At 59.9% G+C, this 21,723-nt stretch carries 18 protein-coding genes and 2 pseudogenes; 8 read left to right on the top strand and 12 right to left on the bottom strand.

Features of this window, described 5'->3' with window-relative positions; all coding sequences use genetic code 11:
- Positions 1–97 precede the first annotated feature (97 nt).
- The 3 genes from AS136_RS13035 to AS136_RS13025 are packed head-to-tail and all read left to right on the top strand — an operon-like array spanning position 98 to position 3,527.
- Positions 98–1,087: an ABC transporter substrate-binding protein gene (locus AS136_RS13035; protein ID WP_023322762.1), complete on the top strand. Its 990-nt coding sequence runs from the start codon at positions 98–100 to the stop codon at positions 1,085–1,087.
- Positions 1,088–1,098: 11 nt separating this feature from the next.
- Positions 1,099–2,517 (top strand): amidohydrolase family protein, encoded by a 1,419-nt coding sequence (locus AS136_RS13030; RefSeq protein WP_023322761.1) that lies wholly within the window; start codon positions 1,099–1,101, stop codon positions 2,515–2,517.
- A gap of 20 nt (positions 2,518–2,537) precedes the next feature.
- Positions 2,538–3,527 (top strand): isopenicillin N synthase family dioxygenase, encoded by a 990-nt coding sequence (locus AS136_RS13025; RefSeq protein WP_023322760.1) that lies wholly within the window; start codon positions 2,538–2,540, stop codon positions 3,525–3,527.
- 15 nt (positions 3,528–3,542) lie between these two features.
- On the opposite strand, the gene AS136_RS13020 is transcribed toward AS136_RS13025, so the two are convergent.
- The 3 genes from AS136_RS13020 to AS136_RS13010 form a co-directional block, all read right to left on the bottom strand.
- Positions 3,543–4,325 carry a DeoR/GlpR family DNA-binding transcription regulator gene (locus AS136_RS13020; RefSeq protein WP_004898673.1) on the bottom strand — a complete coding sequence of 261 codons (783 nt, stop codon included), beginning with the start codon at positions 4,323–4,325 and terminating at the stop codon, positions 3,543–3,545.
- Positions 4,326–4,417: 92 nt separating this feature from the next.
- On the bottom strand, positions 4,418–5,755 hold the full coding sequence (locus AS136_RS13015) for an aspartate aminotransferase family protein (protein WP_023322759.1): 1,338 nt from the start codon (positions 5,753–5,755) through the stop codon (positions 4,418–4,420).
- Positions 5,745–6,800 (bottom strand): phosphotransferase enzyme family protein, encoded by a 1,056-nt coding sequence (locus AS136_RS13010; protein ID WP_224285828.1) that lies wholly within the window; start codon positions 6,798–6,800, stop codon positions 5,745–5,747. Before AS136_RS13010 ends, AS136_RS13015 begins: the two co-directional genes overlap by 11 nt.
- A 428-nt stretch (positions 6,801–7,228) precedes the next feature.
- On the opposite strand from AS136_RS13010, the gene AS136_RS13005 reads away from it, so the two are divergent.
- Both AS136_RS13005 and AS136_RS13000 read left to right on the top strand, forming a co-directional pair.
- On the top strand, positions 7,229–7,999 hold the full coding sequence (locus AS136_RS13005) for an SDR family oxidoreductase (protein WP_023322757.1): 771 nt from the start codon (positions 7,229–7,231) through the stop codon (positions 7,997–7,999).
- Between the two features lie 14 nt (positions 8,000–8,013).
- Positions 8,014–9,540 (top strand): APC family permease, encoded by a 1,527-nt coding sequence (locus AS136_RS13000; protein WP_008804580.1) that lies wholly within the window; start codon positions 8,014–8,016, stop codon positions 9,538–9,540.
- Between the two features lie 61 nt (positions 9,541–9,601).
- Here the strand turns inward: AS136_RS13000 and AS136_RS12995 are convergent, their stop codons facing one another.
- Positions 9,602–10,519 (bottom strand): LysR family transcriptional regulator, encoded by a 918-nt coding sequence (locus AS136_RS12995; protein WP_023322755.1) that lies wholly within the window; start codon positions 10,517–10,519, stop codon positions 9,602–9,604.
- Between the two features lie 116 nt (positions 10,520–10,635).
- Between AS136_RS12995 and AS136_RS12990 the strand changes: the two genes are divergently transcribed.
- The 3 genes and pseudogenes from AS136_RS12990 (at position 10,636) to AS136_RS28985 (ending at position 13,362) form a co-directional block, all read left to right on the top strand.
- Positions 10,636–12,168 carry an MFS transporter gene (locus tag AS136_RS12990; protein WP_023322754.1) on the top strand — a complete coding sequence of 511 codons (1,533 nt, stop codon included), beginning with the start codon at positions 10,636–10,638 and terminating at the stop codon, positions 12,166–12,168.
- 143 nt (positions 12,169–12,311) lie between these two features.
- Positions 12,312–12,425, top strand: a pseudogene (locus AS136_RS28990) (helix-turn-helix transcriptional regulator); the annotation flags it as partial.
- A gap of 681 nt (positions 12,426–13,106) precedes the next feature.
- A pseudogene (locus tag AS136_RS28985) lies at positions 13,107–13,362 on the top strand (transcriptional regulator).
- A 36-nt stretch (positions 13,363–13,398) separates the two neighbouring features.
- On the opposite strand, the gene AS136_RS12980 reads toward AS136_RS28985, so the two are convergent.
- From AS136_RS12980 to AS136_RS12945, 8 genes are all read right to left on the bottom strand, one after another.
- Positions 13,399–13,887: a DinB family protein gene (locus AS136_RS12980; RefSeq protein ID WP_012968019.1), complete on the bottom strand. Its 489-nt coding sequence runs from the start codon at positions 13,885–13,887 to the stop codon at positions 13,399–13,401.
- A gap of 117 nt (positions 13,888–14,004) precedes the next feature.
- Complete coding sequence (locus AS136_RS12975; protein WP_008804585.1) at positions 14,005–14,523, bottom strand: anti-virulence regulator CigR family protein; 519 nt, start codon at positions 14,521–14,523, stop codon at positions 14,005–14,007.
- A gap of 377 nt (positions 14,524–14,900) precedes the next feature.
- Positions 14,901–15,872, bottom strand: coding sequence for an ABC transporter ATP-binding protein (locus AS136_RS12970; RefSeq protein WP_008804586.1), 972 nt, complete (start codon positions 15,870–15,872; stop codon positions 14,901–14,903).
- A complete protein-coding gene (locus AS136_RS12965) occupies positions 15,869–16,849 on the bottom strand; it encodes an ABC transporter ATP-binding protein (protein ID WP_046620090.1) in 981 nt (326 codons plus the stop codon). The genes AS136_RS12970 and AS136_RS12965 overlap by 4 nt, the downstream gene beginning before the upstream one ends.
- Positions 16,846–17,796, bottom strand: coding sequence for an oligopeptide ABC transporter permease (opp4C, locus tag AS136_RS12960; RefSeq protein WP_012541495.1), 951 nt, complete (start codon positions 17,794–17,796; stop codon positions 16,846–16,848). The genes AS136_RS12965 and opp4C overlap by 4 nt, the downstream gene beginning before the upstream one ends.
- Positions 17,793–18,752 carry an ABC transporter permease gene (locus AS136_RS12955; protein WP_008804589.1) on the bottom strand — a complete coding sequence of 320 codons (960 nt, stop codon included), beginning with the start codon at positions 18,750–18,752 and terminating at the stop codon, positions 17,793–17,795. The genes opp4C and AS136_RS12955 overlap by 4 nt, the downstream gene beginning before the upstream one ends.
- 45 nt (positions 18,753–18,797) lie before the next feature.
- On the bottom strand, positions 18,798–20,501 hold the full coding sequence (locus AS136_RS12950) for an ABC transporter substrate-binding protein (protein ID WP_023322751.1): 1,704 nt from the start codon (positions 20,499–20,501) through the stop codon (positions 18,798–18,800).
- A 148-nt stretch (positions 20,502–20,649) separates the two neighbouring features.
- On the bottom strand, positions 20,650–21,693 hold the full coding sequence (locus AS136_RS12945; protein WP_023322750.1) for a methionine ABC transporter ATP-binding protein: 1,044 nt from the start codon (positions 21,691–21,693) through the stop codon (positions 20,650–20,652).
- Positions 21,694–21,723 lie beyond the last annotated feature (30 nt).

The raw sequence follows: 21,723 nt of genomic DNA, 5'->3' as shown, positions 1-21,723 counted from the left end.
ATTGCTCAGTCACCATGTCGCGGTTCAATGTTGACCGGGATGGGAGGCTGAGCCGTGGTTTGCTCGCCCCTCTCCCGGCATGAAGAGGAGAGGGATAATGAAAAGTCGTGCACGCCTTCCCCGGGGCTTTCGCTGGCTGGGCCTGATGGCTCTCGGCGGTGTCTCGCTGGCCGTTCAGGCCGAGGAGAAAATCGTTCTGCTGACCTCCTGGTACGCTCAGGCTGAGCAGGGGGGTTATTATCAGGCCCAGGCCACTGGGCTGTACAAAAAATACGGTCTCGACGTCGAGATCCGCTCCGGTGGCCCCCAGGTCAACGGCATGCAGTTGCTGTTGTCGAAGCGGGCCGATGTGATCATCGGCTACGATCTGCAGCTGCTGGAAGGCATTCAGCGCGGCTTCCAGGCAAAGGCCATTGCCGCGCCCTTTCAGTACGATCCCCAGGGGCTGCTGACCCATGCCGATGTCACCTCCCTGCAGGGGCTGAAAGACAAAACGCTTCTGGTCTCCAGCTCCGGTCAGGCGACGTGGTGGCCGTGGCTGAAGGCGCAATATCAGCTGAGCGACGCTCAGGTTCGCCCCTATACCTTCAATATTCAACCCTTTGTCGTCGATGACGCCGTCGCCCAGCAGGCCTATGTCAGCTCCGAGGTGTTTCAGGTGCAGAAGTCCGGGGTGAAGGCGAACTTCTTCCTCTTTTCCGAACACGGCTATCCCCCCTACGGCGGCATTCTCATCGCCCGCCCGGATACCATCGCCGAGCGGAAAGCGGCGATGGCGAAGTTCGTCCGCGCCTCAATGGAGGGTTGGGTGAGCTATCTCAAGGATCCGGCGCCGGGAAATGCGCTGATTAAGCAGGACAATCCGAAAATGACCGACGATCTGCTCGCCTGGGGCGTGACCCAGATCCGTGAGCATCACCTGATCGACGGCGGGGATGCCGCCAGCCAGGGCTGGGGGACGATGACCGACGCGCGCTGGCAGAAGACCCGCGACTTTATGGTCAGCACCGGTCTGCTGGCGGCGGCCACCGACTGGAAACAGGCCTACACCACCGAATTTGTTCAGGCCATGCAGGTTAAACCCTGAGGAGCGACGCCATGTCATTAATGATTAAAAATGCCCATGCCATCCTCAGCGGTCTGCCCGGAGAGGCGGCGCGGCTGGCCGGGCCGGATATTCGCATCCGCGACGGCAAGATTGCCGCCATCGGCAGCCTGACGCCGCTGCCGGAAGAGCGACAGATCGATGCCCGCGACTGCGTGATCTATCCGGCATGGGTGAACACGCACCACCATCTTTTTCAGTCGCTGCTGAAGGGCGAGCCGCAGGGGCTGAACCAGAGCCTGACGGCCTGGCTGAGCGCTACGCCGTACCGCTTTCGCGCGGCTTTCGATGAACATACCTTTCGTCTGGCGGTGCGCATCGGCCTGGTGGAGCTTCTGCGCTCGGGCTGCGCCAGCGTGGCGGATCACAACTACCTGTACTGGCCGGAAATGCCTTTCGATACCTCGGAGATTGTCTTCAGCGAAGGGGAAGCGCTGGGGATGCGCATCGTTCTGTGCCGGGGTGGGGCGACCCAGGGTCGGGCGGTGGAACAGGATCTGCCTGTGGCGCTGCGTCCGGAAACCTTCGACGGCTATATGGCGGATATCGAACGGCTGGTCAGCCGCTATCACGACCCCCGGCCCGATTCTCTGCGCCGGGTGGTGATGGCGCCCACTACCGTCCTGCACTCCGCGCCGGGCGCCCAGCTGCGGGAGATGGCGAAGCTGGCCCGCCAGCTGGGGATCCGGTTGCACAGCCATTTATCGGAAACCGTCGATTATCTCGACGCCGCGCGGCAGAAATTCGCCATGACGCCGGTTCAGTTCTGCGCGGAACACGACTGGCTGGGAAATGACGTGTGGTTTGCCCATCTGGTGAAGCTGCTGCCGGAGGAGATTGCCCTGCTGGGCCGCACCGGAACCGGCATCGCCCACTGCCCGCAAAGCAACGGCCGGCTGGGCAGCGGTATCGCCGATCTGCTGGCGCTGGAGCAGGCCGGGGTCCCGGTCTCGCTGGGGGTGGACGGCGCTGCCTCCAATGAAGCGGCGGATATGCAAAGCGAAGCCCATGCCGCATGGCTGCTACAGCGCGCGCGCAAGGGGATGCTGGCGCAGCCGCGCTACGCCGGGGGCACCTTCGAGGGTGGGGCCGATGCGGCCACGGTGGAGGATGTGGTGCGCTGGGGCAGCGCCGGCGGCGCGCAGATCCTTGGCTTAGCGCAGACCGGCACTCTGCAGGTCGGGATGCAGGCGGACCTCGCCATTTACCGGCTGGACGATCCGCGCTACTTCGGCCTGCATGATATGGCTATTGGGCCGGTGGCCTGCGGTGGGCGCGCCGCGCTGAAGGCGCTGCTGCTCAATGGCCGACCCATCGTGGAAGATGACGCCATTCCCGGTCTCGACCTTGACGCGATGCGCCACGACGCGCTGGCGGCCGTCCGTACCCTCCAGCAGCGCGCCGCTGTTTAACTGATAACAGGATAATGACGATGAACGCAACCACCCAGAATCAACGCTACGCCTTACAGGAACTGGAAAAAGAGGCGCTGATGGGCGCCCAGGGCGAAGAGACCTTCGCCCGCGAAGTGCGCTGTATCGACCTGTCGAACTTTGCCGAAAGAAAAAATGACATTGCCGAACAACTGTGGGAGGCGGCGGTGGAGATTGGCTTCTTCCAGGTCAGCCACCACGGTATTCCGCTGGCGGATATCCGCCAGGCGTTCAGCATGACCGAGGCGTTTTTTGACCTGCCCGACGAGGTGAAGCGCCAGTATCCGCTGGCCGGCAACGCCGGCTGGGAAAGCAAAGCGCAGGTTCGGCCATCGACCCGCACGCCGGATCAAAAAGAGTCGTATCAGATCACCCGGCCGCTGATGGCCGGGCGCTGGCCCAGCGATCGGGAGTTGCCAGCATTCAAGCAGACGATGCTCGGGTTTGAATCGCAGTGCTGGCAGCTGGGGATGAAGATCCTCTCCTGCTTTGCTTTGAAGCTCGGTTTTCCGGAATCGTTTTTCACCACCGCGCACGATCCGCAGCGAGACACCTACCAGAGCACCTTGCGCATGCTGCATTACTATGCGACCGAGCAGTCGCAGCAGGGGATGTGGCGGGCCGGCGCGCACACCGATTTTGACTGCCTGACGCTGCTGTTCCAGCGCCCCGGCCAGGGTGGCCTGCAGGTTTGTCCCGGTAAAGACCGCGAAAGCCAGCAGTGGACCAGCATTGAACCGCGGGAGGAGGTGATCACCTGCAATATCGGCGATATGCTGATGCGCTGGAGCGACGACCAGCTGCCGTCTAACTTCCACCGGGTGAGAAACCCGCTGCCCCACGAATATCAGGGGCCGCGCTACAGCCTGGCGTTTTTCTGCCAGGCCAATAAAGATGTCGAGATCCTCGGGCCGCAGAGAAAGTACCCGCCCATCAGCGCCGAGGATTATCTGCAGCAGCGGATCCAGGCGAATTTCGCCAAAGGGTAAACGTACCGGCGCGGGTCACTGCTGTTCAGGAGCGGCATGACCACGCGCCACGACCACCTTTTCCCGGCCGAGTACAGTAGCGAGATGGTCGGGCAGGGGCTGGTCAGTAATTAAACGGCTGATGCCCGACCAGCCCGCGTAGTGGTAGGGATAGGTGAGGTCGAACTTCGAGTGGTCGGCGACGACAATGCTCTTCGCGGCGCGCTGGATCATCGCCCGGTAAACCGTTCCACTGTCGATTAACGCCTCGCTTGGCCCATCGGCGGCGATACCGCTGGCCCCCAGTAACGTATAGTCCGCCGTGAACTGGCTGAGGAACTGAAGCGTCTGCGCACCGGTCATTGCCCCTTCGGTAGCGCAGTACTCCCCGGGAGCGACGATCACCCGGATGGTTGGATTCATCGACAGCACCGTTGCGACGCCGAAGGCGTGGGTGATGACCGTGATATCCCGCAGCTCGCTGGCCATCCGGCGGGCAACATGTACCGTGGTGGCGCCGGAGCCGATCATAAATATTTTGCCCTCGCGCATACAATGGACGGCGTCCCGGGCGATGCGCTCGCGCTCTTCGGTAAACAGCTGGTGGCGCTCCGTGACCGTCGGTTCACTGTTCATGGCCCGCACCGCACCGCCGTAAGTTCGGTTCAGTACGCCCCGGCGGGTCAGTTCGTCGAGATCGCGACGGATGGTTTCGGTAGAGACACCGTGGGTGCGCGCCATATCCCCAATCCGCAGGGTCGGGGTCTCAGCCAGTTCGCGCAGGATCTGTTGCTGACGGTCTTCTTTTCTCTTCGACATGAACGCTGGTTACTCTCCCTGAAGTCGCTGATGCCGTTAATATACCTGCACGCCGAGGGCAAACAAACTGGATGTTTGCCCTGTCGGTTAGACTATCCGTTCAGGCGGCCCATGACTTTCGCCAGCCGTTCGAGGAAGAAATCTGCATCATCGCGACTGAAGCACAGCGGCGGACGGATCTTCAGGCTGTTGCCAAAGCGACCGGCCGCGCCAATCAGCACGCCCTCAAGCTTCAGGTGATAGATAACGCGACTCGTCAGCTGCGGATCCGGCTCTCCGCTGTCTGGCCGGGCAAACTCGATGGCGTTGAACAGTCCGGCGCCGCGAATGTCGGCGATGGCCGGGAAATCCTGGGCCAGCTGGCGCAGTCCGGCACGCAGATAGTCCCCGTTGCGCTGGGCGTTGGTCATCAGGGCCTCCTGTTCAATCACCTCCAGTACCGCGAGGCCCACGGCGGCAGCCACCGGGTTACCGCCAAAGGTGTTGAAGTACTCGGTCTTTTCGCTGAACGCCTGCAGAATAGCCGGGCGCGTGATGACCGCGGCCATGGGAAAACCGTTCCCCATTGGCTTGCCGAGCGTGACGATATCCGGTTGCACACTGTGACGCTGGAAGCCCCAGAAATGAGAGCCTGTCCGACCAAAGCCCGGCTGGACTTCATCGGCGATAAACAGTCCGCCCCGGGCCTGTACGCGGGCTACCGCCTGAGCCAGAAATCCCGGCGGATCGGCGAAAACGCCGTCGCTGGAAAAAATGGTATCCACCAGTAGCGCCGCGCAGCCGTAGCCCCGCTCATCCAGCTCGTCCATGGCGCGCTCAACGTCGGCGGCGAAGAGGTCAGACAGCGTCTGGCCCGCTGACAGCCTGCGCAGGTCAGGGGCGGGAATGGTATGCACCCACGGGGGCAGGAGGGCCTCTTTGTGCCCGGAGGGAGAGACTTCCATCACCGCCGTTGTATTGCCGTGATAGGCACTCTCGGTGACGATGATCCCCTGCCGACCACTGATAAAGCGGGCCATCCGCAGGGCGATGTCGTTGCTCTCGCTGCCGGTGCAGGTAAATATCACATTCGACAGCCCGGCGGGGAACGTCGCCAGCAGGCTGTCCGCGTATTGCTCCAGTACCGGGAACAGATAGCGGGTGTTGGTGTTCAGTAACCCGGCCTGGCGCACCATCGCCTGGGTAATATGCGGATGACAATGCCCCACGCCCGGCACGTTGTTATACATATCCAGATAACTGTTGCCGGCGGAGTCCTCCATCCAGGCTCCGGAGGCCGACGCCATGACGATCGGTTGTGGATAAAACAGCACCGAACCGGTCCCCTGGGTGGCGTGGCGACGGGCAATTTGTCGGCTCAGGTTTTCGTCGGCCACGCCGGTCAGCGCGTCAAAACGGTTCAGTTGAAGAATGGGGGTTTTATTGTTCATCAGCAGGTTCCTTGCAGTTAACGGTAGCGCTAAGCGGTGACGCCTGGAGGAGAAACGCCTGGGCCAGGCGTACGGTGATGGCGCCCCATTGCGGGCTGTAGCGACGGGCGGTGGCTGTCTCACTATGGCTGGCCAGCCAGGCCGTCAGCTGTAAGCGGCGCAGCATCACCAGCACCGGAAGCATCACTTCGTCCTTCTGACTGAAGGGACGGACGCTACGGTAGCCCGCAAGCCACGCAGCGCGGTAGTCCGCAAGGGCCGGGTCGTCTTCAATAAAACTGACGGCGGTGGCAAAATCCCAGCCAAACCAGCAGATGCCGCAGTCGTCAAAATCAATCACCGTCAGCGAATTCTCATTCACCAGCAGGTTGGCCAGCCGCATGTCGCAGTGCACCAGCCCATAGCGGTCGGCGCCCTGTCCGTACGCTTCCAGTCTGGCGACCACTGTGGCCTCCACCGCCTCCAGCAGCGTAATATCGTCGGCGCTCAGTTGCGTCATCTTCCGCCAGTCGCCCCACCAGGCATGACGTCCGATAATCGTCTCGGTGTTCCACACCTTGCGATGAAAACCCTCGGGTTTTACCCAGCCTTCGCTGTGCCTGTGCAGTTCTCCCGCAACCCGTCCCAGGGCATGGTACCAGCCGGTGAGATGGCTACCGGTATCAGGTTCGCTGCCCGCAACAAAGGTGAATCCCACGACGTGGGTGACCGTTTCGCCGTCGATGAGGCTGGCGATACAGGTCCCATCATCCAGTACAAGCGGTACGGCGATGTTGATATCTCCCCGGGCATGCAGGGCGTTTAGCCACATCAGCTCAGAATGGATCTCCACCGCTGAGCTGTAGTTTGGGCGATGCACTCGCAGCACGATCTTTCTCTGCGTCATCTTATCGCTGACCAGAAACGTGGCATTTTCTGAAACCGTCAGCAGGCCAATCTCTGCGCCTTCGCTGAGGCCCCAGCGGGGCAGGAGCGGCCGCAGCTTCAGGGTAAGTGTTGTTAAATACTCGTCGTTAAACATGCTGTCCTCAATTTGAAATGACACGCTTAACACATTTTTATGTTGTGGTTGCGGGATTTGCAAGATGTGTGAGGTTTTTTTTGTTTTCTGTTGCGCTTTAATTATGCTTTTTATTTATTAATTATTTTATTAACAGTAAGTTAGTGTGATTTAGTTGGCTGGATTCAGCCGGTTGCACCATAACGGAACGTATAATGTGTGTTTTTCTCATTCAGGCGTAATCAAAGCGTGAAGTTTGTTATTAATTCCTTGATATATATAGATAAATTAATCTGTCTATTGCACCAGTCTTGTGCCCAATCATAGCGCATTATTTTTATGCTGAAATCTCACATTAAAATGTTGAACATTCAACATTTACGTGATTATTCTTTTCCTGCCAGCGACGGAGATCGCTGCACGGCCAGGCCAAACGGATGGGATCGCAGAACTTTCACAGACGGGGAAAAATGATGTCAGATTTTATGAACAAACATGTGCTGGTGACCGGCGGGAGTAGTGGGATCGGTCTTGGCATTGCACTCGGCTTTGCCCGCGCCGGGGCGAAGGTGACCATTACCGCCCGCACACCATCGCGTATCGATAGCGCGATCGGCCAGGCGGCGGAGCAGGGATTAACGCTACGCGGTCTGACCTGCAACGTCAGTCATGCCGAAGAGGTAAAAGCCTGTGTGGCAGAAGCCGCACAGCAGTGGGGTGGTCTGGATATTGTCTGCTGCAACGCGGGGATTTTTCCTTCGGCGCCGCTGGCAGACATGAGCGAACAGCAGTGGGATGAGGTGCAGGCGATCAACAGTAAAGGGACTTTTTTAACTGTCCAGGCGGCGCTGCCATGGCTGAAACGGGCAGAGTATGGTCGCATCATCCTCACCTCTTCGATTACCGGGCCGGTAACGGGCTATCCGGGCTGGACTCACTATGCCGCCAGCAAAGCGGCCCAGCTGGGTTTTATGCGTAGCGCGGCGTTGGAACTGGCCGGCGACAACATTACCGTCAATGCCGTCCTGCCGGGGAATATCGTCACGGAAGGGCTGAGGGATATGGGCGAGGACTATATCGCCGGGATGGCCAGCGCCGTGCCGCTCAAACGCCTCGGAACGGTGGAAGATATTGCTGCGGCAGCGCTGTTCTTCGCCTCCCGTCAGGCTGGCTACATCACCGGCCAGTCGCTAATTGTTGACGGTGGGCAGATCCTGCCTGAATCCGCCGCGTGCCTGAACTGAACGGAGCGTTCATCATGAGCAATGAAATTCTTGCCAATCCCGCGCCAGCGGCGGAAAAACATGTTGTGCAGCGGCTGCGGCCAAATGCGGTAGGCCTTGGCGGGGTGCTGTTTATGACTATCGCCACGGCAGCGCCGATCACTGCGATGCTGGGCAATGTGCCGATCGCGGTGGGTAGTGGTAATGGTCAGTTTGCGCCCGCGGGGTTTATGGTCGCCACCCTTATCCTTGCCCTGTTTGCCATCGGCTATGCGCAGATGGCCAGGTTTATTACCGCTACCGGCGCATTTTATGGCTTTATTTCACACGGCCTTGGGCGGATCGTTGGCATGGCGTCAGGAGTGACGGTGACCATGACCTACATTGTCTTTGAGGCTGCGCTGGTCGGGATCTTCGCCTTTTTCTGTGAGGATTTAATCAATACGGTCTTCAGCGTACATATCCCCTGGCTCATCTTCGCCTTCGCCATGCTAATGACTACCGGAGTGCTGAGCTATTTCGATATTTCGCTCACTTCCCGGGTGCTCGGCCTGTGCCTGGTACTGGAAATATTGATCCTCACCGCCGTCGCGGTGGCGGTGCTGATCCATGGCGGAGGGCCACAGGGTTTTGTCCCCGAGTCGATCAACCCGCTGAACGCCTTTACCCCGGCGAAAGGGGTGGTCGGCGCCAGTGCCGGAATTGGATTATTCTTCGCCTTCTGGTCATGGGTGGGCTTTGAGTCATCGGCAATGTACGGTGAAGAGTCGAAGAACCCGAAAAAGATCATTCCCCTGGCTACCCTGCTGGGCGTGATTGGTATCGGCGTGTTCTACGTGTTCATTTCGTGGATGGCGATTGCCGGAACGGGACCGGAGCAGGCTATTGCCCTTGCGCAGGATCCTAACCGCGCAGGAGAGATTTTCTACGGTCCGGCTCGCCAGTATCTGGGGGAGTGGGCGGTCGGGGTGTTTAAGCTGCTGGTGATCACTGGCTCTTTTGCCTGCGGGATGGCGTTTCATAACTGCGCGGCGCGCTATCTCTACGCGCTCGGGCGGGAAAATCTGTTTCCGTTTGCCGGGCGCACGTTGGGTCGTTCACACTCGCGCCACGGCTCCCCCCATGTTGCCTCTACGGTGCAGACCGTTATCGCCACGCTGATTGTGTTGCTATTCTTTATCACCGGTAAAGATCCTTACGCGGATATTTACACCCTGCTGGCGCTGTTGGGTACGATGGGCATTATGATTGTCCAGGCGCTTTGCGCCTTTGCGGTGATCGTTTACTTCCACGGCAATAAAGAAAATATTGGCAAAGGACACTGGTTTAAAACAGGCGTTGCGCCGTTGCTTGGGGGGATGGGGATGATCTATATCGTCTACCTGTTATTCAAAAATATGGCGTTTGCCGCGGGCGCTGCCGCCAGCTCCTCCTTTTATCATGCCATTCCGTGGATCGTGTTGGCCTGCTTCTGCTTTGGCGCCGCCATCGCGGTCTGGTTTTACCTCTTTGATGCGCAAAAGTACCGGGTTATAGGACGCATTGTACTGACGGATGATTGATGATGCGCACCTGCCGCCGGCTTTCGCTGGCCGGGCGGCAGGATATCCGGTGCAGGGCTTTTCAGAGGGAAGGGGGCGCCGATGCGGGTGACAAGGGTATCTCTGCCGCAGCCATAAAATCGATAAAACAGCGTATTCTCGGTGACAGGTAGCGGCTGGCGGGCCACAGGACCGAGAAATGCCCATCCTTGACGCAACAGCCGGGCAACACCTCCTGCAGTTGTCCCTCATCCATGGCCTCGCGCACGACAAAATCAGGCACATAAGCGATGCCCATCCCCGCCGCGCTTAAGCGAATGGCGGCCTCAATGTTATTGACCGTCATCACGGCCGTGGCCCTGAAATCTCCCGTCAGCCGCATATCGCGCAGTTCCCAGGGCTGGATCAGCCCCGTCGAGGGGAAGCGGAAAAAAATGCACTTGTGCGCCGCCAATTCCTTTGGCGAGTCGGGGGGCCCGTATTCCGCCAGATAGGCCGGGCTGGTGCAGAGCACAAAACGAAAGCCCCCCAGCTTTCTGGCGATCAACCGGGAGTCAGCTAATTCACCGCTACGGATAGCAACATCAAATCCTTCATCGATCAGATTGACCAGCCGGTCACTAAAGTCGAGATCCAGTTCAACCTGCGGATAAAGACGGGTAAAGGCGGTGAGGGCGGGGAGCAACAGGCGGTAGCCAATGACGGGCAGTGAAATCCTCAGTTTGCCGGTGGGCTGTGAGAGACTGCTGGTCAGCTCTGACTCGGCCTCCTGGATCTGCTCCAGGATACTCTGGCAGCGCGTCAGAAATGCGGCCCCCTCCGCCGTCAGGCTGACGTTTCTGGTGCTGCGGTTGAACAGCCGGACCCCCAGTTTATGCTCAAGCCGGGCGACATTCTTACCCACCGCCGAGGCAGATATGCCCAGCAGCCTGGCGGCCTGAACAAAGCTTAGCGTTTCGGCGGTGCGGACAAAGGACGTCAGCGAGGTGAGGCTGTCCATCGATTATAAACCTTATGTCTCTTAAGAAGATATTTTCAGTCTATTTATCGGCATTAACATCCGCAATAGGATGGCGACAGTTTATTCATTCCTTGCCGACTGATGAGGGCCGCCCGATGTTACTCACCGCCAGAACACCTTTCCGATACGCCAGCGCCCTGGCCGCGCTTTCTGTCTTTATGGCGGCCTTGCTGCTGCCGTTAAGTTTTACCGGCGGCGTCATGACCACCCCCGCGATACAGCAGTCGCTGGGCGGCTCTCCCGCTGCGCTGTCGTGGCTGACCAATGGCTTTATGCTGACTTTCGGCAGCTTTTTGCTGGCCGCAGGGGTGACGGCGGATGCCATCGACAGAAAACGTATTTTTATCGCCGGCGCCGCGCTGTTTTGCCTGAGCAGCCTGCTGTTTTGCCTGACGCACAATCTCTTCCTGTCAGGCGTGTTGAGGGCTCTGCAGGGCCTGGCCGCGGCGATGATTTTAGCCAGCGGCAGTGCGGCGCTGGCCCAGCTGTATGATGGCGCTCAGCGGACGCGGGCATTCAGCATCCTGGGCACGGTGTTCGGCGTTGGCCTGGCGTTCGGTCCGCTGCTGATCGGCTTCATGACCGACGCGGTGGGTTGGCGCGGCGTATACGCCCTGTTTGCGCTGCTTTCGGCAGGGGTGCTGCTTATCGGACTGGCGTATCTGCCCGCGGCAGAAAAAAGCGAGCCGCGGACACCCGACAACCTCGGCTTACTCCTGTTTACGCTGGCCCTGATGCTGTTTACTGCATCGCTCATGGTCATTCCGGCCCGCGGTTTTTTATCCCTGACCACGCTGGCCTTGCTCATCGCGTCGGGGGGGCTGTTCGTGGCGTTTGTCGTACGCTGCCGGAGGGTGAACAACCCGGTGCTGGACATCTCCCTGCTGCGTCATCCGCGTTTTGTCGGCGTACTGTTGCTGCCTGTCGCCACCTGCTGTTGCTACGTTGTCCTGCTGATTATTGTTCCCCTGCATTTTATGGGCGGAGAGGGGATGAGTGAGTCGCAGAGCGCACTGTATCTGATGGCGCTGACCACGCCGATGCTGGTTTTCCCATCCGTTGCGGCCCTGCTCACCCGCTGGTTTTCACCGGGGCACGTGTCCACGGCGGGACTGATGATGGCCTCCATCGGGTTGCTGTTGCTGGGGAACGCTTTTCACAGCCACCATCTCCCGCAGCTGGTGCTGGCGCTGATCCTCTGTGGAGCAGGGGCGGCGTTTCCCTGGGGGCTGATGGACGGCCTGGCGATTTCCGCTGTGCCGATGGCGAAAGCCGGTATGGCGGCAGGCCTGTTCAATACCGTTCGCGTTGCCGGCGAGGGGATCGCCCTGGCGGTCGTTTCGGCGGTATTAACGGCAAGCAATAACCTGACCCTGCAAAGTCGCGTTCACGGGTATGCGCCTGAGGTGATTGACCGCGCCGCAGGCTGGCTGGGGGCTGGCAATATGCCGCAGGCGGCTGCGCTTTTGCCTGACTTTTCCCTCCGGGCGCTGCGCGAGAGCTATGACTCTGCTTATACGCTACTGTTTAGCGGGCTGGCGGTCGTCACCCTGGTGTGCGCCCTGATGGTCTGGCGGACGCTATGCCGGAAGGCGGGCGCTATCCAAACCCGCGACAGTGGATCCTGAACCCCTTGATAGCGCGGTGGCGTCACGCTTCCCGGTCCGCTTAGCGAACCGGGACTGTCATTGTTTCACTGGCGGAACTATGCTGATTAGGGCGGCCACATGCGCCGCCCCGGCAGCGGAAACAGTGACTCACAGGTGGCGGTATGGCGATTGATCCGGAACTGATTTACATCGAGATCCTGGAAACGGTGCTGATGGCCACCCTGGATCCCGATTTGTGGAAATCGGCGTTGCAGAAACTGGCGTTCCTGACCGGCCATCAGTACGCGGCATTTCTGTTTTACGATAAAGGCAACGCCCATCTGTTGACTGATTCACTCCTGCTCGAGGAGAAGGTCTTTACCGCCTATCGCGATGTATTTCTGGCTATCGATCCCGCCGAAAAAATATTGACCGCGTTACCGGTCGGGCAAATATATCGGGACCGGGAATATTTAGGCGATAAGTTTATTGCCGGCAGCGTCTATTACAATGAATTTCATCACCCCAACGACCTGAATCATCTCACCAGCGTCAAGCTGTGCACCATCAATGGCTATGCCACCTATCTGTCACTGATGACGGCCAATACGGCGGCTTATCCGCAGCCGGTGCAGTTTGAACTGTTCAGGCGCCTGATCCCGGCGTTAAAAACCGCCTGCCAGCTTCACGCCCGCTTTGAACAGCTGCGGGGCACCATAAAATACCAGAGCGCGGTGATGGACAACGGGATCTACCCGGTATGGCTGGTGGATCATGGCGGTAAAATTCTCTACGCCAGCGCGCATGCCGAACGCTACCTGCGCGCCAACGCCCGCCTCTCCTGGTATAGCGGGGGCGATACGCTGTGCCTCGATACCGACAGTAAAAAGCTGAAACGCGCCATCGAGCAGGCCACCCGGACGGCAGAGCCGCCGAAGGCAGGGCTGTGCTATACCGCCGGGCGTCAGCCGAAACCGATCCTCGTGATCCCGGCAGCCCGTCTTGCCGGGGTCGCCTGCGTGATTATTCCCGAGCCGTTTCTCACCGGCAGCGCCTTGATGGAGCTGTTTAACGTCAAGCCCGCCGAGAATGCGGTGGCGGAGCTGCTGGTGCGGGGCATGACCCCGGATGAATGCGCCTTACATCTGGGCGTATCCATCGCCACCATCAGAACCCACCTCAGCGCCCTGTACCGGAAAACCCATACTCGTCATCAGGCAGAACTTCTGCTGATCCTCCGCGCGATTCACGGCTGATGGTTTCGCATCCTCAGGAATGATGGTCGCGCAGGAAAACCGTCAGCACCTCTTTCGGCGGCACACCGCCGCATTCGCCAATCATCCAGCCCACCGCCCCACGGTGATAGGCGCCGTGAAAGAGCATGTGGTTCAGCATCTCCATCGCGGTCATATTGCCGTCACCGCCGTCGACAAATTTGAAGGCGATACGTTCGTGGAAATCGGCGGGGGTCATGGCGCTGACGTACTGAATGTATTCGTCCGTACAAGCGGTCATGGCCGTTTCCAGCGCATCAACGGTTGGCGTCTCGGGGGTATTCAGCGCGGTGTAACCGTGCGGCCTGCCGCGCAGGTTCGCCCGGAAAATCATGTCAACGACATGGATATGGTTCATCAGCCTGATGGTCAGGTGACGTTTTTCGCCATATACCGTACCGTCAATTGCGCGGATCGCCTGTAAGGTGGCAAGGTCAATCCAGCGCTTGTATTTCAACAGCGTCACTACTGTGTCTTTGTCCATAGTCTGTCCCGGGTTGGTTGAGCCATTATCTTAGCGATTATGCCAGTGAGTTGTCATTCTCCAGCGCCAGGCACAAAAAAGCCTCGCCGGGGCGAGGCTTTTCAATAAGCTGGTGATTTAGTCAAACACACCGTTAATCACGGCGGTCACGATGGCAGTGCTCAGGGCGACCAGCACCAGGTCATCGCCGACCGCGCGCCATTCATAGCCTGGATAATAGGGCAGGTCGTTAATCATGGAAGCCGGCAGGGTCTTTTTCGCGATACCCGGAGGGAGCGGTTTGCCGCGGGCAACATTTTTGGCGATACCCGGAGGCAGCGCCTGATAGCCGACCAGACCGTAGTTCACGGCAAGGGAGCGCGCCCGTGAGAAGCTAATATCGCTGTCGACGTGGTCGGGTTTACCGTAGTTTTTGCGGTTGCCATGCTCGTCAGCAGACTGACCTTTATTCTGGCCTTTATTACCATGGTCGCCATTATTGCCATGATTGCCGCTATTGCCATGGTTACCACTGTTCCCGTGATTACCACCGCCATTACCGTTGCCATTACCCGGGTTGGCATACGCCGGCGCGGCCATGACGGCAAGAGAAATAACCGCCGCCAGTGCTGTTTTGAGAGTGCGACGCTTAAGCATGATGTTGTTTCCTTAATGGGGAGTACACGCTTAAAACATAAGAGAAAGCTATACCCCTGGCAATCTCATCATTTCTTATTTTTTGCCGGTTTTTAATCACCGGCGGGAAAGATAAAGGGAAAGGGATAGCGGGGCGCGGACAGGCAATTCCATTGCTGCGTTTTGACAGACGGGCGACCGCGCCCCGCTAAATGTGTTGCCGACAGGATCGCTCCCGGGCGTAGAGAAAAAAATGCCCGAAGCCATCGGGCAAAAATGAACAAAAATATTACGCTTCATTCATAACGCGTCTCACAAGACGGGGCGGATAGTAAATCCTGGCGCTGCCGTGCACAATCGGACGGTTGTTTAGAAATAAATAACCCCATCGACTGTGCTCAGGACGCGACCCCATGGCAGGCGACCCGATGGCCCGGGGCCACCTCGCGCAGCGCCGGAGCTTCTCTCCTGCACCGCTCGCTGACCTGCGGGCAGCGGGATGAAAAGCGGCAGCCGGGGGGCGGATTGGCCGGATCCGGGATCTCACCTTGCATCAGCGCCTGCGGTTCACTGTGCGGATCGAGGGTTGGCACCGCGGCCAGCAGGGCGCGGGTATAGGGATGGAGGGGGCGGCTGAACAGCGCATCGCGGCTGGCGCTTTCCACCAGCTGTCCCAGATACATCACCGCCACATCATCACATAAATGTTCCACCACCCCGAGGTCGTGGGAGATAAACAGGAACGTGACGCCGCGCTCGTCGCGCAGGTCGGAAAACAAATTGATGATCTGCGCCTGAATCGACACATCAAGGGCCGAGATGGGCTCATCGGCGACGATAAAATCCGGATTGAGGATCAGCGCCCGGGCAATACCGATCCGCTGGCGCTGGCCGCCGGAGAACTGATGCGGGAAGCGGGCATAGTGCTCCGGTGCCAGGCCACAGATCTTCATCACGGCGATCACCCGGTCATACAGCTCATCGCGGGTGCACAGCTTGTGCTGCAGCATGGCTTCGCCAATCGCGTCGCCAATACGCAGCCGCGGGTTCAGCGAGCTGTAGGGGTCCTGAAACACCAGCTGCATTCTGGGCCGGATGGCGCGCAGGGCAGGCGCGGTCAGGTCGGCCAGCTCCTGACCGTGAAATTTCACGCTGCCAGCACTCTTCTCATACAGGCCAAGCAGGGTCCGGCCGACGGTGGTTTTACCACTGCCGGACTCGCCCACCAGGCCAAAAATGGTGCCCGGACGGATGTTAAAGCTGACGCCGTCCACCGCGCGAAGCTCGCCGGTCTGCTGGCCAAACAGGCCGTCGCGCAGCGGAAAATATTTTTTCAATCCATCCACTTCAATAACATAGCGTTCGCTCATGCTGTCGCCTCCGCAAATTCGCTGTAAAAGCAGGCGGCCCGCTGGCGCTCACCGAGCAGCGGCGGAATCGCCTCCCGACAGCGCGCCGTCGCCCGCTCGCAGCGCCCGGCAAAGGCGCAGCCCGCCGGCATAGCGGCCAGATCCGGCACCTGGCCGGGAATAGAGTACAGCCGCCGACGCCGCTCACCCGGCACCGGGCGGGAGGCGATCAGCCCACGCGTGTAAGGATGTTGCGGATGCCGTAGCACCTCTGCGGTGGCGCCCTGTTCCACGATCCGTCCGGCATACATCACCACTACCTGCTCGGCCATCTGCGCGATCACTCCAAGATCGTGGGTAATCAGCATCATCGCCATCTGGCTGGCCCGCGCCCGGTCGCGCAGCAGGCGCAGGATTTGCGCCTGCACGGTGACGTCCAGCGCGGTGGTCGGTTCGTCGGCAATCAGCAGTTTGGGCTGACAGCTTAGCGCCATGGCGATCATTACCCGCTGCAGCATGCCGCCGGAAAGCTGGTGAGGATAGCGGGTCATCAGGCTGTCGCCGCGCGCCAGGCCGACCTCGCTTAACAGCTGGATGGCCTGCTGCCAGGCGGCTTTCGGCGTGGCGCCGAGGTGGCGGATCAGCGGTTCGCACAGCTGCTCCCCGATGGTCAACACCGGGTTCAGGGCCGACATCGGTTCCTGAAAGATCATGGCCAGTTGGTGGCCGCGCAGGTCGGCCATCTGTCTGGCTTTCAGCCGCAGCAGATCGCGGTCCGCGAAGCGGATCTCGCCGCCGTCGATGCGCGCCGCCTGCGGTGGCAGGAGACCCATCAGCGCCATGGCGGTGACGCTTTTGCCGCAGCCGGATTCGCCCACCACGCCAACGGTTTGTCCGGCCTGAATGGTGAAAGAGACCTCCTGCACCGCGCGCACGCGGGTGCGTTCGCCGGCGAAAGAGACGGAGAGATGATTAAAGGAGACTAACGGCGTGGTCATTTCAGCCTCGGTTTCATATTGGGATCCATGGCGTCGCGCAGGCCGTCGCCCAGCACGTTGATGGCGATCACGGTGATAAAGATGGCGATGCCCGGCGGCATCCACAGCCAGGGGCGGCGCTGGAAATCGATCAGGCTATTGGCAGCATCCATCATATTGCCCCATGACGGCGTCGGCGGTACCACGCCGAGGCCGAGATAGCTCAGCGCGGATTCACTGAGAATGGCGTTGGCGACGGCCATGGTCGCCATCACCACCAGAATCGGAATGGTATTCGGCAGCAGGTGGCCAAACAGCCGGCGACGCGCCGACAGGCCCAGCACCTGGGTGGCCAGCATAAAATCGCGTTCGCGCAGGGAGAGACATTGTCCGCGCACCAGCCGCGCCAGTCGGGGCCACTCCAGCAGGCTGAGCATCACCACCACCATATAAATGCGCGAGTCCGGGGAAAAATCGAGCTCAGAAAGCATCGCCCCGGCGACGATCAACAGCGGTAACCCGGGGATAGTCATCACCAGGTCGGCCACCCGCATGATCAGTTTGTCGGTTAACCCGCCGACATAACCCGAGAGGGCGCCGAGCAGGTAGCCGAGGCACACCGACATCACCATGGTCAGCAGGCCGATAATCAGCGAGATGCGCCCGGCCAGCAGCAGGCGGGTGTAGACATCGCGACCAAGAAAATCGGTCCCGAGCCAGTGTTCCGCCCCGGGCGGCTGGTTGATGCTCAGGGCATCGGTGGCATCATCTCTCCATGGCGACCAGACGGGCCCCAGCACGCACCATACCGCCATCACCGCCAGCAGGATCAGGCAGAACATGGCCAGCCGGTTACGGCGCAGCTGTCGCCACCCCTGGCGCCAGGGAGAGGGGGGAATATGCGCCAGCGCCGGGATAGCCGCCTGCCGCTGGCGGCGACGGGAAGCAAAGTAAGACAGGATCATCATGACCTCACCCGAATACGCGGATCGGCCCAGGCGTACAGCACGTCGGCGAGCAAATTCCCGACGATCGTCAGCACCGCCAGAAACAGGGTAAACCCCATCAGCACCGGATAGTCGCGGGCGGCCAGCGAGTCGATATGGATGTGGCCTGCCCCTGGCCAGTTGAACACCTTTTCGGTAATGATCGCCCCGGAGAACAGCCCCGGCAGCTCGAAGCCCAGCAGGGTGATAATCGGCAGCAGGGCGTTGCGCAGGGCATGCTTGAGGATCACCGTGCGCTCCTGCAATCCCTTGGCGCGGGCGGTACGGATAAAATCCATTTTCACCACGTCGAGCATACTGGCGCGCACATAGCGCGTCAGGCTGCCCGCCTGCAGCATCACCAGCGCCAGCACCGGCAGCGCCAGGTGGGCGGCCACTTGCAGCACATACTGCCAGCCGCTCTCGTCGCTGCCGGTATTGGTCATCCCGCCTACCGGTAGCCAGTGGAGATCGACGGCGAACCATTTAATCAGCAGCAGGCAGAGGAAAAAGGTGGGGAACGACATGGCGGCAAACACCGCGACGCTCACCAGATGATCAAACCAGGAGCCGGGTCGCAGGGCAGAAACCACGCCGACCGCCAGGCCAATGCCCCAGTAAAAGACCAGCGCGACGCTGGCCAGCAGAAAAGAGTTCCAGATGTACTGGTTGAGCAACTGGCTGACCGGGATCTGATACTGCAGTGAAAAGCCTAAATCACCGCGCAGCAGCTGTCCCAGCCAGTGGAGGTAGCGGGTGAACAGCGGCTGGTCGAGGCCGTAGATCGCCTTCAGCTCTGCGGCGCGGGCGGCGGTCAGGGTGATATTGCCATCGATAAAGTCGCCGGGGGTTTTGGCAAACAGCATAAAAATAATGAAGGAGGCCAGCAGCAGCATCGGCAGCGTTTGCAGCAAGCGCCTCAGGATGAAATTTTTCATGACGGTCTCACATCAGCCGCCGGTTAACCCGGCGGCCAGGGGGATTTACTTGACGATTTTTACATCCGGCAGGCTGCCGGTCAGGCCGTTGTAGATATCCGGTTTAAAGCCGCTGACGCGGGCGCTGCTGGCGGAAAGAATGTTGCGATAGCCAAGCAGGATCACCGGCGGATCGTCGGCCAGCACTTTATACAGCTGGTGGTAGATCGGCTTGCGCTGTTCAATGTCGAGCACCGCGTTGCCGGCGTTAATCAGCTTATCGACTTCCGCGTTATGGTAGCCGGACTCTTTAGCTTCGCTGCTGTAAAAATCCCATACCCCATCGTGCGGGTCGTTGAGGGGGCTGGTGCTAAAGGAGGCCAGATCGTAATTTCCGGCTTTACGCTGCGCCATCAGGGCATTGAAATCCACCACCTGCGGCTTCAGCAGTACGCCAATCTGCCGCCAGTTCTCCTTGGCGATGGGGATCAGAGCGTCGTTGAGCACCTTCTTGCTCACCAGCAGGGTCAGCTCCAGGCGCTGGCCGTCTTTGGCGCGGATACCGTCGGCGCCAGGTTTCCAGCCGGCCTCATCCAGCAGCTTTTTGGCCTGTGCCGGATCGTAAGGGTAAGGGTTGACGCCTTCAGCGTTAAAGGCCCAGGAGATCGGGGCGATCGGCTCGATGGCGACTTTGCCGTACCCCTGATAGACCACGTCGATCAGCTTCTGCCGATCCAGACCGTAAATCAGCGCCTGGCGCACGCGCTTATCCTGCAGCGCCGGGCGATGCACGTTGAACTCCACCTGGCTGTAGTCGCTGGAGCCGTAAAGATTAATGTTGGCGAAGCCGAGCATTTTCAGCTGCTCAATATCGTCGGGGCGTGAGGTAAAGGCGTCATAGTCGGTCTCCCCGGTCTGGAACAGCTGGAAGTTGGTCGACGGATTGGTCACGCGGTAGATAAAGCGCGGTGTTGGCGGCGTTCCGCGGTAAAAATGGCTATTGGCATGGAAGCGTATTTCCTGACCGGGAATGTATTTGTCGTACACGTAAGGGCCGTTGCCCAGCGGCTTGCCGTGCAGTGAACGCAGATAGTCGAGATTTCCCCGCTGATATCCTTTGCCGTACCAGGCTTTCGACAGCACCGGCCCGCCAATTTTGGCCAGCGTGGTGGCGCCTGGCTGCGTGGTGGTCACCTGCAGGGTAAGCGGGTCGATGACCTTCAGGCCGCTGACGCTGTCAGCTTTGCCGGCTTTGTAGTCCGCGCCGCCGGCGATATTGGCCAGGGTGATGTCGGTATCGCCATCATATTTGGGGTCGAGCAGGACCGTCAGGGTAAAGGCGACATCTTCCGCCGTCAGCGGTGAACCGTCGCTGAAGGTCAGGCCAGGGCGCAATTTGATGGTATAGACTTTACTGTCCGGGCTGACCGTCCAGCTCTCCGCCAGTCCCGGGACCAGTTTACCCTGACTGTCCCAGTCAATCAGGCGTGAAAAAATGACGTTAGTCACGTTCTCATCCCAGCCGTTGACGAAAAAGTAGGGGTTAAAGATCCCCTGCGGCTCGGAGATCCCGGCCACCACCGTGTCTTTCCGCAGTTTGGCGCTGGCCGGGATCTGGCTGGCGTCGGTGGCCGGGGTGATGCCTTCTTTCAGGATCCCTTCCGCATGGGCAACAGAAGAAAATGCTACCACGCCGCCGAGCAGGGCCACTTTTAGCGCCAGGGCGAAGCGGGTTTTTCGGGTTTTTAATCCTTGTTGTAATCTGGACAAAAGTGCTACCTCATCAAATAATTGCGTGGTTATTTACAATTCATGACGAAAGATAAGAGGCGCACTTCGCCCTGTCTAACACTGAAACGCTATGATTTATAACTAATTATCCTTAGCAAAGGATCGGGAATATAATCCCATTCGATGGCTAAGAAGCAGTGGTTTCCGCTGTCTGATGATGGTGGGTCAGAATGCTGTCTGCGACCCAGCCATCCTGCGCCAGCGCGCTGGCGACCAGCGGCCCGCTCAGCCGGACCTGCAGCTGGCCGATCACCCGGCCCTGAATGCGCTCGCAGTTGCTGTACAGCAGTCGGGCGTCGCCTCCCAGCAGGCTGGCGATATGCTGCAGATTGGGTTCGCGACCGCTGCTGCCGTCAAAACGTAAGGTCACGATTTGCTCGCCGTCGCGCAGCGGTGGCCCGGCCTCCGGGCGATCGGGGTGCTGCAGGCCGAGCATGGCGCGCGTCACCGGGTGCTGCGGGTTGCCAAACACGCGCCAGACATCGCCCTGTTCGACAATGCGCCCGCCCTCAAGCACGCTGACCCGATCGCAGAGGGTGCGAATGACCTCCATTTCGTGGGTGATCAGCACGATTGTCAGGCCCAGGCGCTGGTTAATCTCCTTGAGCAGGGTTAGCACCGACAGGGTGTTTTCCGGATCCAGCGCCGAGGTTGCCTCATCGCACAGCAGAATTTCCGGCTGAGTGACCAGCGCCCGGGCGATGCCGGTCCGCTGTTTCTGGCCACCGGAGAGGCGGGCCGGGTAGCTGTCGCGCAGCGCGCTGAGGCCCACCAGCTCAAGCATCTCGCTGACCCGACGCTGGCGTTCGCCGGCCGGGACGCCAGCCATCTTCAGCGGCAAGGCGATGTTCTGCGCCACGGTTTTGGTGGCCATCAGGTTAAAGTGCTGAAAAATCATCGCCACCCGCCGACGCAGATCGCGCAGCTGGCGCGTGGAGTAGCGCACGGTTGACTCGCCGTGGATGAACATCTCGCCGCTGTCGGCATTTTCCAGACGATTAAACAGGCGCAGCAGGGTGGATTTTCCGGCGCCGCTGCGGCCGATGATGCCGAAAATTTCGCCCTGACGGATGGTCAGGTCAATGTCCTGTAGCGCCTGCACGCCGTTAGGATAGGCTTTGCTGATACCAGCAAACTCAATGTGGGTCGGTGGGGCGGGGATATGCGTCACGATGATGCGCTCCGTTAGCCCGGGCAGCGG

This window comes from Klebsiella sp. D5A (assembly GCF_001620885.1).
GTDB lineage: Bacteria > Pseudomonadota > Gammaproteobacteria > Enterobacterales > Enterobacteriaceae > Klebsiella > Klebsiella variicola.
The sequence above is the reverse complement of the archived record's forward strand: the minus strand, read 5'-3'. Positions and strand labels throughout refer to the sequence as shown.

What these genes read in the sequence shown, in the direction of transcription:
- AS136_RS13025 (WP_023322760.1), top strand. Translation starts at nt 2,538, where the DNA reads ATGAACGCAACCACCCAGAATCAACGCTACGCCTTACAGGAACTGGAA.
- AS136_RS13005 (WP_023322757.1), top strand. Translation starts at nt 7,229, where the DNA reads ATGTCAGATTTTATGAACAAACATGTGCTGGTGACCGGCGGGAGTAGT.
- AS136_RS13000 (WP_008804580.1), top strand. Translation starts at nt 8,014, where the DNA reads ATGAGCAATGAAATTCTTGCCAATCCCGCGCCAGCGGCGGAAAAACAT.
- AS136_RS12965 (WP_046620090.1), bottom strand. Translation starts at nt 16,849, where the DNA reads ATGACCACGCCGTTAGTCTCCTTTAATCATCTCTCCGTCTCTTTCGCC.
- opp4C (WP_012541495.1), bottom strand. Translation starts at nt 17,796, where the DNA reads ATGATGATCCTGTCTTACTTTGCTTCCCGTCGCCGCCAGCGGCAGGCG.
- AS136_RS12975 (WP_008804585.1), bottom strand. Translation starts at nt 14,523, where the DNA reads ATGCTTAAGCGTCGCACTCTCAAAACAGCACTGGCGGCGGTTATTTCT.
- AS136_RS12990 (WP_023322754.1), top strand. Translation starts at nt 10,636, where the DNA reads ATGTTACTCACCGCCAGAACACCTTTCCGATACGCCAGCGCCCTGGCC.
- AS136_RS13030 (WP_023322761.1), top strand. Translation starts at nt 1,099, where the DNA reads ATGTCATTAATGATTAAAAATGCCCATGCCATCCTCAGCGGTCTGCCC.
- AS136_RS13015 (WP_023322759.1), bottom strand. Translation starts at nt 5,755, where the DNA reads ATGAACAATAAAACCCCCATTCTTCAACTGAACCGTTTTGACGCGCTG.
- AS136_RS12970 (WP_008804586.1), bottom strand. Translation starts at nt 15,872, where the DNA reads ATGAGCGAACGCTATGTTATTGAAGTGGATGGATTGAAAAAATATTTT.
- AS136_RS12995 (WP_023322755.1), bottom strand. Translation starts at nt 10,519, where the DNA reads ATGGACAGCCTCACCTCGCTGACGTCCTTTGTCCGCACCGCCGAAACG.
- AS136_RS12980 (WP_012968019.1), bottom strand. Translation starts at nt 13,887, where the DNA reads ATGGACAAAGACACAGTAGTGACGCTGTTGAAATACAAGCGCTGGATT.
- AS136_RS13020 (WP_004898673.1), bottom strand. Translation starts at nt 4,325, where the DNA reads ATGTCGAAGAGAAAAGAAGACCGTCAGCAACAGATCCTGCGCGAACTG.
- AS136_RS13035 (WP_023322762.1), top strand. Translation starts at nt 98, where the DNA reads ATGAAAAGTCGTGCACGCCTTCCCCGGGGCTTTCGCTGGCTGGGCCTG.
- AS136_RS12955 (WP_008804589.1), bottom strand. Translation starts at nt 18,752, where the DNA reads ATGAAAAATTTCATCCTGAGGCGCTTGCTGCAAACGCTGCCGATGCTG.